Source organism: Marinilabilia rubra (assembly GCF_003121985.1).
Taxonomy (GTDB): domain Bacteria; phylum Bacteroidota; class Bacteroidia; order Bacteroidales; family Marinilabiliaceae; genus Marinilabilia; species Marinilabilia rubra.
The window spans coordinates 1-15,246 of the sequence record NZ_QEWP01000001.1 but is presented as its reverse complement, the minus strand read 5'-3'; the positions used below and the strand labels follow the sequence as shown (position 1 = coordinate 15,246).

The window sequence follows — 15,246 nt, the reverse complement described above, 5'->3', positions numbered from 1 at the left end:
GTTTCTTTTTGGGGCAATGCCAAAAAGAAAATCAATAAAAAAATAAAAATGAGGCTGCTGACTTTTTCAGCAGCTCTTATTTATAGATTTTTAGATGTAAGATGATTGATACAATCCTGAAATGATGCATCTTAACAAACAAACACCTGCAAACACAAAATACTGGCTTGCGGTGCCCTGCAAAAGTTTAACGGGGTATTGGTAGCTAATACGGATCAATAAAAGGCCGGCTGGATATTGATTCCAACCGGCCTTTTGTTTTTATATTAGCATTGTATTCATATGCTGTGGCTGACAGGCTACTGCTCAGCGGGATTTCATCCAAGAGCAAATTGGCAACACAAGCTATAATCAGCCGGACAGTTATTCCTAATTGCAATCCTGAATTGATGAAAAAGCTTCTATATTTTTTCAACCAATTCTTTTTTCAACCAATTAAAAGCATCATCCTGATTGTATTTAATTTCAGGTCTCAGCAATCCTTCCATATCACCTGTAAACTCTGCACTATCTTCTTTTCCTTCGATATTTAACAATAATTCTTTTTTCCCTGGAGGTCTTTTACCTGTGGCAAAAGAAATGTACTCCCTAAAACAAGCTATAATTTGCTCATAGTTCAAATCAATATGTTGCCGTGAATAATCCAGGTCAAATAAATCTCTTCCTTTTCTTCTTTGATACAGTGCCCGCAGTTTTGTCCCTAAAAGCTCATTAATATTGTATGTTTTTATTTCCGCTTTACCAGAGAACCATTCACTTTCAATTGCAAAAGGAAAATCAACCCAATCAAGTACGCTGAAATGCTCTTTGCAATTAATCTCCAATTTCAATCGCATTCGTATTTCTTCATATTCCGAAGTAAAACGATACAACGCTTTGGCCCCATGTCCACGAACTTGTGTTGCTCTTTTTTCTTAAAAAAAGGTAATAACCTCATTTAACCTTTCCATTATTGGTTTTATTGGACCTTCTTTTATTTGTACCAAATCAATATCCTCAGAATATCTGGGTGCCGGATTAAGATAGAGTTTATGCAATGCTGTTCCTCCTCTGAATGCAAGGTTCTCTCTCAGGAAGTCATCAGAAAATATTTCCACTAAGGTTCGGGAAATAATCAAGTCTTGCTCAATCTGTGAAAATTCATTCCATGGTTCCTGTTCTTGCCACTTTGCTATATATGGTTTAGGTATCATAAATCGCTTTCTAATTTTACATTAACATCTATTTTCCACTTATTATGAACTGCACCTGGTTTTTCTTCTAATTTCGGGCTTAATAAAACAGGGAAGAAGTTTTCCGATTTTAGTTCTGCATAAATCATTTCTTGTAACTCTTCTTCTATACCAAGGACTTCAAGCAAAAATCCGAATCTTTGCAAAGTACTTTTATTAGGATATACGCTCAATAGCTTTGACAAGTCAGATTCAGTTAACTCTTCGGTTAGTTCCTCAATTGTCGCAAGCATTCTGTTGATACCACCCAATTTTGTTTGGTGATGTATTAAATCAGCAATTGTTAATGCAGGACTGGAAATTTTAAAAGTTCCGGCATCTGATTTTTTTATTTGAATATTATTATCCGGCCACCTACTTGTTGTAAAAAAACGAATATCAATCGTTTTTTTTGATATATCGTTAAGTTTTGGTTTTTCAGTAAGCAGGTAGTCTCTTTGAATTTGTTGATGACCAGCGCCGTGAAATCTTGCCGCAGAGAATAGCCCTACATAATACTTTCTATCTAAGTATTTGAATAATTTCTCACAATATAATTGAATTGGTAACTTTTGAGCAGAGGAATACCTCGGAGTGATTATTAAATAAAATCCTTTTCTCAGATTTACAACGTCTCCCTTCTCAGACAAACGGTCAAGTTCTCTCTTTATAGAGGTATCCGTTTTACCTGTTTCTCTTCGAAGTTCATCTACTGAGAATGAGTATTCCTCAACAGATAATAGTTTTTTTATATATCCTGCAGTGGCCAACTTTAGAAATATTTCGAGCAATATACCTCAAATTGGTGCAAATGTCAAATTAATTCTACGATTTCTTTGTTTGTTGACAAAAAACAACTCTTTTAAAATTTTGGAAGCGGGGTGGCTTGCAGGATTTTTAAATAAAGATAGAACTATTAACCTCTGCTCACCCGGATTTCTTTTGACGAGCAAAAGCGGCAGAGCTGAGCGCCAATCCGGGTGGCCTTAAACTGCGGGCTTGCAACCCGCTTTGCAATATACAATACGCATTGTTTTTTTGGAAAACCGGTATTTGCATCCTTACAGATAACCTGTAGATACTGTTTTTATATCTGCCCCCCCACACCCTTAAACTTTTCAACAAACGAAGCAATCTTTTGAAAAACACTCTGCTTCTTCTTTAAATATTGAGGGTTCAACGGGCTCATTTTGGGTAAAACAGAATTGAGTTCAGTACCATTTTCGCTGGCATATTCATGTTTTAACGAGGTCGTTATATACCGCCTGGCAGCTTCTTCGTTCAAATCCTCATCTGCAATTAATTCGGATGCCTCTGATTTTTGTTTTTCCTGAGCATAAGCAAAGAAAGAATCTATTATGCCGGCCTTGTCTTGTATGGTATCGAGGTCAGTATTATTGATAAAATCAACAACCAGACTCTCTTTTGCCCGGTTACCAATGCTGGCACGGATAACACGGCGAATTTCTTCAATTAACTCATTCTTATCTTTGGTCTTTTTGTTGTGCTCAAAAATGAGTTCAAGAATGTAATCCAGATTGATTTCCTGCGATTTAAGCAAATCTATCTCAAAAACCACATCATCCCAGTCAATATCCGATTCTTCGCCTTCTTTACCGCTTTTCTCGCGACGCAGCCAGTCGCGAATGTCATTATAGGTGGAGCGATAGTCCTGGATCGTTCTTTCCTCCGGAACATCCACCTCTTGCATGGCAGCTATATCGTCATCTGTTACAAAGTGGGTTTCCTTAAATTCCTCAACAGCCTTGTGATCATCAGTATCAACACCTTGCAGTGCCTTGAGATGGGTAAACTCATCATAATTTTGAAGAATATTTTCAACGCGGAGGTACTCGCCAAAGAGCTTTGCAAACTCTTTTTTATCCTTTTCCGTGACGATCTCGTCAGGATCGGGGAATTTTTCATTCAGCTCGTTTACCACATCTATGTAACCACGCCGCGCTTTACCCGTTGCAATATCCGTAAAGCCTTCCAGGTATTCTTTATAACTCTTCTCCAGTACAACATTTTTGGTGCTGCTATCCCCGAATAGCGTAATGGCATCAACGGTTGCCGACTCCAAATCCCGAAAGGTTACAATATTACCAAAGGTCTTGGTGGCATCGTAAATTCGGTTGGTGCGTGAGAAGGCTTGCATTAATCCATGATAACGCAGGTTTTTATCCACAAACAGCGTATTGAGGGTAGGCGCGTCAAAACCTGTCAGGAACATACCCACCACAATAAGCAGATCCACCTCTTTGTTCTTCACGCGCTTGGCAAGGTCGCGATAGTAGTTCTGAAACTCTTTGCTGTCTACCCCATAGCTGGTTTTAAACAGGGCGTTATAGTCGTTGATGGCCTGGGTTAAAAACTCCTTTGCAGTGCTGTCCATGGCAGAGAGCTCAAAACTCTCATCGGCTATCTCACCTATGGCATTTTGTTCTTCGTTGGCCGCAAAGGAGAAAATGGTGGCTATTTTCAACGGCTTGCCGCTCTCTTTTTGCAGATTGTTGATTGCTTCATAGTAACATTTGGCAGCATCCACACTGCTAACGGCAAACATGGCATTAAACCCGTTTCCATTCCCCTGTAATCGATGGGTTTTCTGCCTGAAGTGCTGCAAAATGTATTGAGATATTTCTTTGATACGGACAGGGTGCAGCAAGGCTTTTTTGTTTTCGGCTGCACTTAACTTTTTCTCATCCGTTTCTGTCTCTATGGCCTTAAACTTTGGCCGGACATCATTGTAGTCAACCTTAAATTTAAGTACTTTCTCATCTCTGATGGCATCGGTAATAACATACGAGTGCAATTCGCGACCAAACACTCCGGCTGTTGTTTCTGCTCCCAAAGCATTTTCCGGAAAGATAGGGGTGCCGGTAAAACCAAACTGATAGTACTTTTTAAATTTCTTCCGGAGATTCTTTTGTGCCTCTCCAAACTGAGAGCGATGAGCTTCGTCAAAAATGAACATCACCTGTTTCTGAAATACAGGCAAATCACGCTCACCTTTCATGAGGTTATTGAGTTTCTGAATGGTGGTAACGATAATCTTGTTGTCCTCTTTCTCAATATTTCTTTTTAAACCAGCTGTACTATCCGAGCCATTCACACTATCGGGGGAGAACCGCTGATACTCTTTCATGGTTTGGAAGTCGAGGTCTTTACGATCGACCACAAAGAATACCTTGTCGATAAAATCAAGCTTTGTAGCCAGGCGTGCCGCTTTAAAACTGGTGAGGGTTTTACCCGATCCGGTGGTATGCCAGATATAACCACCACTTTCGGGCTTAGACCATTGTTTTGCCTGATACGAACTGGCAACCTTCCATAGGATCCGCTCGGTAGCTGCAATCTGATACGGTCGCATGATCAGCAGCGTATCACTTACATCAAATACCGAATAGGTAAGCAGCACATTTAAAAGGGTGTTTTTTTGAAAGAAGGTGGCTGTAAAGTCCTTAAGGTCTTTGATAAGCGTATTGTCCGACTTTGCCCAGTTCATGGTAAAGTCGTAGCTGTTTTTATTGCGCTCCACAGTGTTGGCAAAATAGCGGGTATCGGTACCGTTAGATATTACAAAAAGCTGTAAGTATTTAAAGAGGGAGTTTTTGGCATTGAAGCTCTCTTTGGTGTACCGATGCACCTGGTTAAAAGCTTCGCAAATGGCAACACCCCGCTTTTTCAGTTCCACCTGCACCAGTGGTAAGCCATTGACCAGGATGGTAACATCGTACCGGTTGGCCTGGCTCCCTGCCTGCTCAAACTGCGAAATGACCTGCACTTTATTCCGCGCAATCATTTTTTTATCTACCAGGTAGATGTTTTGGATATGACCGTCGTCAAAGACAAAGTCGTAAATATAGTCGTCGTGTATTTTCCGGGTTTTATCGATGAGCGTATCACCGGGCCTGTCTAAATATTCCTCCACAAAACGCAGCCACTCTCCTTCTGTAAACTCCACATTGTTGAGGCGTTGAAGCTGCGTTCTCACATTGGCAAGCATGGCCTCCTGCGTGCTCACCCTAGGAAGATGCTCATAACCCTGACTGATTAAATCCTGAATGAATTCCCGCTCAAGGTCTGCCTCCGACTGATAGCCGACAGGTGCATCGTTCACCTCCGAAAATTTGGTGTATGTATCTAAGACAATGAAATTGTTGGTTTCTGCTATGGTTTTGTAGGTAGTCATGGTTTCTGTTTTTTATTAAATCATCCAGGGTTCTTCATTATAGGGTGATTGGGTTTCCAATACAACATTTCCATCACCATTATTTAATTTATCGTTGACCCATTTTTGCGGATTGTCAATTATATATTGCGATATGCGCATATATTCATTTTCATTGCGCACAATGTGTTCCCAATAATTTCGTTGCCACACACGACGATCAAAACGTGGGAATTTCCCGTTTTTCACCCCCCGGATATATTCATTCGTTGTCATCGTTTTAAACCATTGGATAACGGCTCCCATTTCGGGGCGAACCCGTCGGGGCAGACCTGCGTGTCTGCCCGTTTCCCCCACAATTTCAATAATGCAATGAAAATGGTTAGGCATAACCACCATGGCGTGGCATTTTATATCGGGGAATTTATTTTCCAATTCGTAATACCAATGGTTCACCATTTCCCCGGCATCGGTCAATATCAATTTGCCGTTTTGTATATCGCCAAACAAACATTCCCGGTTTTGCGTGCAAAGGGTGATAAAATATCTGCCCGGTTGCGAATAATCATATCCTTTTAACCGGATGGATTGGCGGTTTGGGTAATTGGTTTTCATAATCCTATTTTTTTATTTTTTGTTGTCGGGGCAGACCTGTCGGGGCCTGTCGGGGCAGACCTGTCGGGGCCTGTCGGGGCAGACCTGTCGGGGCAGACCTACGTGTCTGCCCGTTTCAGGGGCGAACACAGAGGTTCGCCCCTACGTTGTTCCCGTCGTCGTTCCCGGCGCCCCCGGAAACGTCAACAACATATCCCGGTAATATTCATATTGTTTTTTTCGCAATGCTATCTCCCTGGGCAATCCTTCACTGATGGACGCCGTCAGCGTGTCGAATTTGTCCAGGATGCTGACGATGCGTTGTTGTTCTTCTAATGGGGGGATAGGGATAGCAAATAACTCAAACTCCTTAACACGAACATGAGGAACACCAGCACCTTTCTTCATTGCATGAATATGTTGCTGTTTGTTTTGAAGAAAATAGTAAACGAACTTCGGCCTTAAAATTGTATAATCGGGATGAATACTGAAAGCATCAGTTAAAAAAATTGGCTGATCCCAAAAGCTCACATAACCTGCATAAGCTCCTGATCTAGCAATGACAATTGTTTCACCTTCTCTATTATAATTTATATGAGAATAGGTTGAAAATGGCCCATTTGCAACAACTGGTATTTCTCCGGGTATTGTCTCTTTTTTTGTAATTGCCGTACCCCGTCGAAACTCACCTACCTCCCCCAACGTCTTCCACTCCACCTTTTTCGTGCTTTTCGTGTCTTTCGTGGACTCAAAACTCAGCAGCTCATCCCGATAGTAGCTGTACTGCTTTTTACGAGCGGTTAGCTCTGCGGTTAGCTCTGCGGTTAGCTCCGTAAAGGTGTCGAGAATGCGAACGATCTCTTTTTGGACCGAGAGGGGTGGAATGGGGAGTTGGAGTTTTTTGAGTTCTTTCATAGGTAAGCTAACTACTGGAGAACCTACAATCTTTCTGATATAAGTTTGAACAATATTTTCTGAGTTAAGTAAGTGAGATAAATATTTTGAAACTATAATTTCTTGTATAGGTTTTATTACATAAACACCTTCCTTGATATTCCAATTTTTAGGTGGACTCTCAATTACTGCTGTTCTTCCTACTGTACCTGTCCCAGAGAATAAAATATCACCAACTTCTAAAGTTGAACGATTATTTATTAACTCTAGTGCTTGATTATTAACTCGATCCGTTTTTTCATGAAAAACAATATTACCATTATGAATTTCACGAACAGTCACATAATAGCCCTTAGCATCTGTGGTGTTAAGTTTGAAGTTTTTTCGAGGGTTCAATCCCGTTTTTAACGATTGAATTACCTCCCCCAAACTCTTCCACTCCACCTCAACCCCATCCAACAACCTCTCCATGAAGGCACTTTTTCGTGTATTTTGTGTATTTTGTGGTTCACTCATGCTTCAATCTCCTTTACAATGGCATCAATATCGGTACGCAGAGCGTCAATCTTACTTACCGTGGCAGCAATCTCATTATTCAACTCATCAATATCAATCACCTCACGGGTATCCTTTGCTTCCACATAAGCGCTCACAGATAGGTTGTATTCATTTTCGGCAACCTTGGCATTATCGACCTGTCTGGCCACATGCGCCACATCTTCTTTGCTGTCGAACATGCCCATAATCCGCTCTATATGGGCATCGGTGAGCACATTGTTGTTGGTGGCTTTTTGATAGAACTCTTCGCCACTGGCATCGATAAACTGCGTGGTGGTATCGTTCTTGCTTTTCGAGAGAACAAGGATATTAACGGCGATAGAAGTCCCAAAGAAGAGGTTGGGCGGCAGGGAGATCACCGTCTCCACAAAATTGTTATCCACCAGGTACTTTCTGATTTTCTGTTCGGCGCCCCCACGGTAAAAGATGCCGGGGAAACAAACAATGGCCGCTCTCCCTTTGCCCGAAAGGTAACTCAGTGCATGGAGCACAAAGGCAAAGTCGGCTTTCGATTTGGGTGCCAGCACACCGGCCGGGGCAAACCGGTCGTCGTTGATCAGCGTCGGGTCATCGCTGCCAATCCATTTTACCGAGTAAGGCGGATTGGAAACAATGGCATCAAAAGGTTTGTCATCCCATAATTGAGGATCAATAAGTGTATTGCCCAGCACAATGTTAAACTTGTCGTAATTGATGTTGTGCAGAAACATATTCATCCGGGCCAGGTTGTAGGTGGTGTGGTTGATCTCCTGTCCAAAGAAACCCTCGTCTATAATATGGTTATCGAAGTGTTTCTTGGCTTGCAGAAGCAGCGATCCGGAACCAGCCGCCGGGTCGTATATCTTATTCACTTTTTCCTGCTTGTGCATGGCCAGCTGCGCAATGAGCTTTGATACATTCTGAGGGGTAAAAAACTCCCCGCCCGATTTACCGGCATTGGCGGCATAATTGGAGATGAGGAATTCATAGGCATCCCCAAAGAGGTCAATCTGGTTGTCTTCAAACTTACCAAATTTCAGTCCCCCAACGCCCTTTAGTACGGCAGCAAGCCGGCTGTTTTTGTTTTCAACGGTACCCCCCAGCCGGCTACTGGTAGTATCAAAGTCGGCAAACAGTCCCTTTATGTCTTGCTCCGAAGGAAAGCCGTTGGCAGAACTTTCGATGGACGAGAAGATTTCAGCCAAATCGGTATTGAGGTTTTCATTGTTGTCGGCATTTTTGGCCACATTGACAAAAAGCTGACCGGGATAGATAAAGTATCCCTTGGTTTTAATGGCATCCTCTTTTATTTCAGGCGTGATAACACTGTCATCAAGCGCGGCGTAATCTACACTCTCATCGCCACCTTCAATATAATTGGTAAAATTCTCGCTTATATAGCGATAAAAAAGGGTGCCCAAAACAAAGTGTTTGAAATCCCACCCATCTACAGAGCCACGCACATCGTTGGCAATTTTCCATATTTGTTGTTGTAATTCGGCTCGTTGGTTTGTACTTGTCATTCTATGTTTTTATGTCGTTTTTTCAATCTAATAGTCCGTTAAAAAAACTAAACGCAGAGTCGCAATGACGCAAAGTTTTTTTATTATAATAGCGTTAACTTTTGCATCTCGTGTTTTTCGGCCAATTTAGTTTCATGCATTTGAAAAAGTTTAACGAAGTATAGTCAATGCCGGAACTATAATACTCCTTTCAAAGCCCCCTCAAAGATAATTATTCGTAAACCAATAGATATTTTGTTTGGTCGGAAAAACTCAAACGTTTAAGAAAACGGATGGAAAAGATTCTTCGACAAGCTCAGGATGACCGCCAAGCCGGACTGTTGAAAGCCTCTGATGGCCCCATTCAATAAGGCATGGAGAGGAATTACCCTGTTGTCATAAACAACTCACAGGCACATATTTAATCTATCAACCTCATCGACATTTTCAAAAAATAATTAAAAATTTTTTACCACCTCAACCTAAGAGTGGTTGTACATTTCAGAACATCGAAGCCTGTCAATCTACAAGTTAAAACTTTTGAATTTTTGTGTTTTATAATTAAACTCTATAAATTCGTGTCAATTCTTTAGAAACGGTTTGAATTTTATTTTTGGAAGATGTTTTTGAAGAATTGAGTTCTTAGACAAGTCTAAATTGACACGAATAGCAACGCTATTTAAGGAAATTTTGACGAAGTATAAGAGCTCAAGACCAGAAAACATCCCAAAGGATAAAACTTAAACAGTTTCTTTAATTAAATGGATAATAACCCTAACGATTATTATCCTTAACCACCAAAATTTCAATTTTATGTCGAAACAAGACTTTGAAACCCTACAGGAACCCATCCTGGCCCTACGCCCGGAAGAAGTGAAAATCCCTAACATGCCTGTTCATGCATCGGTACAGGAAGCCGAAGATTTGTTTGAATGGGTACAGGAAGACCAGGAAAAGCTGGAACCAGCCGGGCTGGACTGGCAACTGGTCACCGATCTGCCACTTCGCGCCGGCGCTCTGCGTTACTCAGAGGCCATTTGGAACCGCGATTCGCTCACCAGAGAAGAAGCCCAGGAGCAATGGAAAGAACAATCGCCCGAAGCCTTTGATCTGCGGGATGTGTTGGTACACGACTTCACACACGCCTTCCGCAGGCAGTCCGATTTAACCAATAAGGTCCGGGCCATACGTGAAGGAGGCTCCAACTCCGACATGCTTCAGGACCTTAACAACCTCTATCAGCTGGGGATGGACAACAAACCACTTTTGGATGCCATCGGATTTGACTGGGAAAAGCTCGAACAAGCGCGTACCTGGTCTGATGAGCTGGCTTCAGTTCTGGCACGGGCCAATGGTGAACGCTTCGACACTGAAGAAACCAAAGTCATCCGCGATAAAGCGTATACCTATTTGAAAGAAGCTGTTGATGAAATACGCCTTCATGGAAAGTATGTTTTCTGGAGAGATGACAATCGCTATCGCGGTTACATCAGCAAATATCATAGAGAATAATCTTTAATCACATAAAAATCCCAAAATAAAACCGGTTTCCTTAAAAGGTAGCCGGTTTTTTCATGTTCCCGGGGCGATTTAACCCGTCCCGGGAGAATTTGGGCCGTCCCGGGAAGTTTTCAGTGGCCCCGGGCATTTTCTGACCTTCCCGGGTCTCTTTGAGCCGCCCCGGGAGGTTTTGAGCCGCCCCGGGACAGTTTTTCGCGTTCCCGGGACAGTTTGGGCCGCCCCGGGAGAATTTCTCATCCTCCCGGGCGTTTTCTCATGCTCCCGGGCGTTTTCTCCTCTCCCCGGGCCTTTCAAGGTGTTGCCCGGAAATTTCGGGGCCTTTGTTTTTTGGGCGCATCTTTACCTCAACACTCAATTAAACTTTTACAACAGGTTCGTAGTCGATTGATTACAAAAGGACCCGTTTTTGTTTTAATCTGCAAAATTTCAGCATAATAAGAGCTATCTCACCTGAGTGCCTGACGGCAGGCAGGGACGAAATCTAACGATCTATTGTTACTCTCTTAATATTTTCAAAATACGGTTATATACTATTTCGGATAAGTTCCAGTTGTACCCCTCAAAATCCACTGTGTTTGTAAACAGGATGACAACCGCATCTATGTCATGGTGGTATGCGGCAATGGTCTGATAGCCGGGAATCAACCCTGTATGGTTATACCTGTAAATGGAGGTGTATATATCCTGCTCATTTTGATCTTTAAACACCGAACCATCGTTTAAAGCTCTGATAAATTTCCCCAGATCATCTGCTGTTGCCACCATAGACCCATTATCAACAGTTTTTAGATCGGCATTGTAACCAACATAGTAGCCACTCATTACTTCATCCATGTTTACATCGTGAATGGAACCATATGTATGGTTTAGGTTCAGAGGCTCCAAAATTTCTTCCTCAATGTATTGAAACGAATCATAACCCAGCACACGATTCATAATCCTCACCAGTAATAAATAATTTGTGTTACTGTATTCAAAGGCTTCACCAGGTTCAAAATTTGCAGGTAAATCAAGAACCAGGGCAAGCTTCTCATCGTCCGTTTCTTTTGGGGCTACCCAATAATTTTTTGTATCGGTATAGTTGGGAATGCCGCTTCTGTGCTGCACCATCATTCGCAATGTTATCCTGTCAGCATTTTCAATTCGTCCTTTCAGTTGGGGCAAATAGTCACCAAGGGTTTTATCCAATGAAAGCTTGTTACTGTTTACAAGTTTGGCCACAGCCAAAGCATTATAGAGTTTTCCCACGCTGGCAATTTTGAAAAGGGCATGAGGATCAGCAGGAATTTCGTGTTCCCGGTTCTTATAACCAGCCGCATAAAAAGCAGGTTCATTACCTCCTTCATCCACATAAGCAACAATGCCGTCAAACCCCAGGTTTATTGCTTCACTGACTTGTTCCTGAACCGAATCCGGAAGGGGCCTCAACCATGCTTTCACCAATGGCCATGGCACAAAGAACAGGGAAACAACAGTTCCCAATAGCAATGCCAGTCTGATTATTAGTGTTTTTTGTTTCTTCTTCATTTGATTTGGATTTGATTGCGGTTCAATTTACACATTAATCTCTGATATTCTTCAGAATCGGGGTCACCGGGGCTCCCATTCCCTCAAATTTAGACCAAAAAACTACCAAATAAATTTTCAATTCGTGCCCATACATGCAACTAAACATTTGCAAAAAAAATTCGAAATCAACTTTACAAGCTAAAATCACGAAACATGAAACAACGATCACTAAAATTATTACTGAGCATGCTTGCTGTGCTTGTGGTTATTCCCGCCCATGCACAAATACAAGCACCGGGGTTGGATGTACTGGGCTTTGGCTATGACGTTTTTGGAAATTACGCCGACCAAAAAAGCAAGAAGCGCTACTGCTTATTCAAATACAACAATGTTGCTCAGCAGGTTAACAACATTGGGTCTCAACAATATTCGGTTCCCAAATATGTAATCCTGGAAAACATTTCCAATCACATCACCAAAGAGGTAGAAGGCTCAAGCATGCGCGAGTATGCCAAAAACCAGTCAGCCTCTGTAGGTTTGGAAGCTGACGGATTCTTTTTCTCGGCATCGGTCAATTCTTCTTTTAGTAAGAGTTCATCGGGCAGCGAGCGGAGTTATTACTACACCTACCGCGATGCCAATACCAAGTGGCGTATTTCGTTCGATGAACGCCGTTTAAACAGTCTTCAGGAGATGCTTGACCCCCTCTTTGTTGAGGATCTTAACAACTCAAATCTCTCGCCTGCCGATTTGTTTGACCGCTACGGCACCCACTTCATTGCCAGTGCGTATCTGGGTGGCCGCGCCGATTTTAATACAAAATCCGTAGTTACCAGTCAAACCAATACTTCGTCAATAGCAATAGCCGTTAAAGCACAATATAAAGCGGTAAGTGGAAGCACCGATTTGTCACAAGACCAGAAAAACACACTTAGCAAATCCAAAACCACTTCAAAACTGACGGTTACAGGCGGTAATTCTGAATTTGCCAACAACATTCAGGACCCTGTAAAATATGAGCAATGGGCTGCCGGGATTGCTGACATGCCGGTACTGTGTGATTTTGACAAGCACAGTCTCAAACCTATCTGGATGTTCTGTAAAGATGCCGCCCGCAAAAGCGCTTTAAAAGCTGAGTTCGACCGTATGGTAAAAGCCAATCCGCTGCCTGCAGCCATGGCTGCATCTATGTACGTGAGTAACCAGGTGTACTTTATCAAAAATGTGGGCGATGGTTTGTACATCGACCTTCCCGGATATCACTTCGATGCCGGCAGAAGTCAAGGCACAAAAGTGTCTATGTATCCTAAAGACACAAAGATGGGCGGACTTCAGGGAATAGACCGCTTTATTAAAGTCATTCCTCACTCTACCAATCCTGATTATGTATTTCTGCGTCCACAGAACTCCGATTTAGTAATGGATGTAGCCGGAGGGCATAAAACGCCGGGTACCAAAATCCACCTGTGGTCAAAAGGGGAGAACAATGGTGCCCAGATGTTTAAACTCGTTGAGGTAGACGGTAAAAAGAATACCTACTACATCGAAAATAAGAACAGCGGACTGGTACTTACCTCGCATGGAAAAAGCCAGCAACTCACCCAGGAAGAAAACACCAAAGCCGAGAATCAGCAATGGTATCTGGAACCTGCAAGGGCAGAACAAATGATGCCTGTAAAAACAGATTATTCAATGGCCCTGCGAAATGTCAAAGCCAATCGCTACATGGACCTGGGAGGAAGGAAAGCCAAAGCCCGCAAAAAAGACGAGCACATACAACTTTGGGATATGGACAATGATCCCGACCGTTACATCACCGTCAGAAAAACACCTGTAGATGGTTGGTTTTATGTGTTTCACAACCACGCCTCCAACTATGTATGGGATATTGAGAGCAAAAGCACCAAGAACGGTGCAAAATTGCAATTGTGGGATAAAACGGATACCGAAAACCAGCAATTCAGGTTTATTTATGCCGGTTCCGCTATGACCTTTTACATACAAAGCAAACAAAGCGAAAAATACCTGGATGCCTCTGAATCAAGAATTGCTCAAAACGGCTGCCCGGTTCAGATCTGGAGTAAAAACGGTCAGGATCAGCAAAAATGGAAGCTGGAACCAGCCGGCCCGAAGTGGTTTGCGCCAAAAGAGCCGGTAACCGTTAAAATAAAAGCCGCTTACAGCGACAAAACCTGGGATTTGGCAGGCGGCGGCAGCGAAATGGCCGGTAAGAAAAGCAGTCAGTTACAGATCTATTCTGACAGCGATGAAAAAGACCGTATATATACCATTAAGTCATCCGGTGATGCTTCCTGGATTTGGTTCGAGCTTAACAATGGACAAATGCGCATTGACGTATCAGGTGGTGATAAAAACATGGGCAGGAAAGATGTTAAACTAAGCACCTGGACTCCTCATGGAAATGATTCGCAAAAGTTCGCCATCAGGCCTACCGGAAAATATACTTGTATTATTTTCAGTAAGGGCTGGAAAGCGTTTGACATAGAAGGCGGAAAATACAACGAGAACAGTGCAGACATCCAGCTCTGGGATACCCATTATGAAGCTGCCCAGCAGTTTCAGCTGATTGATACCAAAACAGGTAAGCCCATCGACTTTACAAAGTATTTTAATTAAATATCTAACCTTATAACCTTAGCAAGGTTATTCAAATAAACATCACAAAACAAACCGGCTGTCTCTTTGGGCAGCCGGTTTTTGTTTGGAGTTATTTTGTTTAGCAGCTCCTTTTCATTGCTTTGGAATTACTTTTAATTTTCTTTACCGCCAACTTTGCCAGACTGCAAAAAATGCTTATCCTCAGGTAAAACGGTGCAGCAGGATTTCTCTGCAAGGTCAAAGCAGTGGAGCAGAGCGGTAATACGGTCAGACCGTTATTCCTAATTGTCTATCCGGAGAAGTTTTTAAAATTGGCGGGTTACAAACCCACTGCTAAAAGCCAGCCGGATGGCAAATCCTGCTGAGCACGGGGATCGGCCTCGACGTTACCTATTATCCTGGAAAGAATTCGCAGCACCAGATTTGTCATTCTGAGTGCCTACCCCAAATAATCTTGGGGAACAATGTGGATATGACAAGGGGAATGTCCTGTCCCCAGAGGGCATAGCCGTCAGGCTTACAAAGCCTAAGTGCTTGATTTGAAGATTGGTAAGCAGACGCAACTCACCCCTTTCGGGATGATAGTCGAATTTTCTTCATATATTTGCTGTGATTTATTTAACAATAAAAAGGCCGATCTTGATTGGTGAATCTTAAAGCGATCGGCCTTATTTTACACTGTAAA

8 protein-coding genes and 1 pseudogene are annotated in these 15,246 nt (G+C 42.4%); 2 read left to right on the top strand and 7 right to left on the bottom strand.

Features of this window, described 5'->3' with window-relative positions:
• Positions 1-401: 401 nt before the first annotated feature.
• From DDZ16_RS20945 to DDZ16_RS00025, 6 genes and pseudogenes are all read right to left on the bottom strand, one after another.
• Positions 402-1,193: pseudogene (locus DDZ16_RS20945) on the bottom strand (nucleotidyl transferase AbiEii/AbiGii toxin family protein).
• Entirely contained in the window at positions 1,190-1,981 is a 792-nt protein-coding gene (locus DDZ16_RS00045; protein ID WP_109262376.1) for a type IV toxin-antitoxin system AbiEi family antitoxin domain-containing protein, read from the bottom strand. The pseudogene DDZ16_RS20945 and the gene DDZ16_RS00045 overlap by 4 nt, the downstream one beginning before the upstream one ends.
• Before the next feature lie 317 nt (positions 1,982-2,298).
• Positions 2,299-5,406, bottom strand: a complete 3,108-nt coding sequence (locus tag DDZ16_RS00040) for a type I restriction endonuclease subunit R (RefSeq protein WP_109262375.1) — start codon at positions 5,404-5,406, stop codon at positions 2,299-2,301.
• 15 nt (positions 5,407-5,421) lie between these two features.
• Positions 5,422-6,000: a transposase gene (locus DDZ16_RS00035; RefSeq protein WP_198416652.1), complete on the bottom strand. Its 579-nt coding sequence runs from the start codon at positions 5,998-6,000 to the stop codon at positions 5,422-5,424.
• A 141-nt stretch (positions 6,001-6,141) separates the two neighbouring features.
• Positions 6,142-7,389, bottom strand: a complete 1,248-nt coding sequence (locus tag DDZ16_RS00030; RefSeq protein WP_198416651.1) for a restriction endonuclease subunit S — start codon at positions 7,387-7,389, stop codon at positions 6,142-6,144.
• Entirely contained in the window at positions 7,386-8,933 is a 1,548-nt protein-coding gene (locus DDZ16_RS00025) for a type I restriction-modification system subunit M (RefSeq protein ID WP_109262374.1), read from the bottom strand. Before DDZ16_RS00025 ends, DDZ16_RS00030 begins: the two co-directional genes overlap by 4 nt.
• Before the next feature lie 792 nt (positions 8,934-9,725).
• Between DDZ16_RS00025 and DDZ16_RS00020 the strand changes: the two genes are divergently transcribed.
• On the top strand, positions 9,726-10,424 hold the full coding sequence (locus tag DDZ16_RS00020) for a hypothetical protein (protein ID WP_109262373.1): 699 nt from the start codon (positions 9,726-9,728) through the stop codon (positions 10,422-10,424).
• A gap of 504 nt (positions 10,425-10,928) precedes the next feature.
• Here the strand turns inward: DDZ16_RS00020 and DDZ16_RS00010 are convergent.
• Entirely contained in the window at positions 10,929-11,960 is a 1,032-nt protein-coding gene (locus tag DDZ16_RS00010; RefSeq protein ID WP_109262371.1) for a serine hydrolase domain-containing protein, read from the bottom strand.
• Positions 11,961-12,155: 195 nt separating this feature from the next.
• Between DDZ16_RS00010 and DDZ16_RS00005 the strand changes: the two genes are divergently transcribed.
• The gene (locus DDZ16_RS00005; protein ID WP_109262370.1) at positions 12,156-14,579 is read left to right on the top strand and encodes an RICIN domain-containing protein; all 2,424 of its coding nucleotides are present in this window, start codon (positions 12,156-12,158) and stop codon (positions 14,577-14,579) included.
• Positions 14,580-15,246 lie beyond the last annotated feature (667 nt).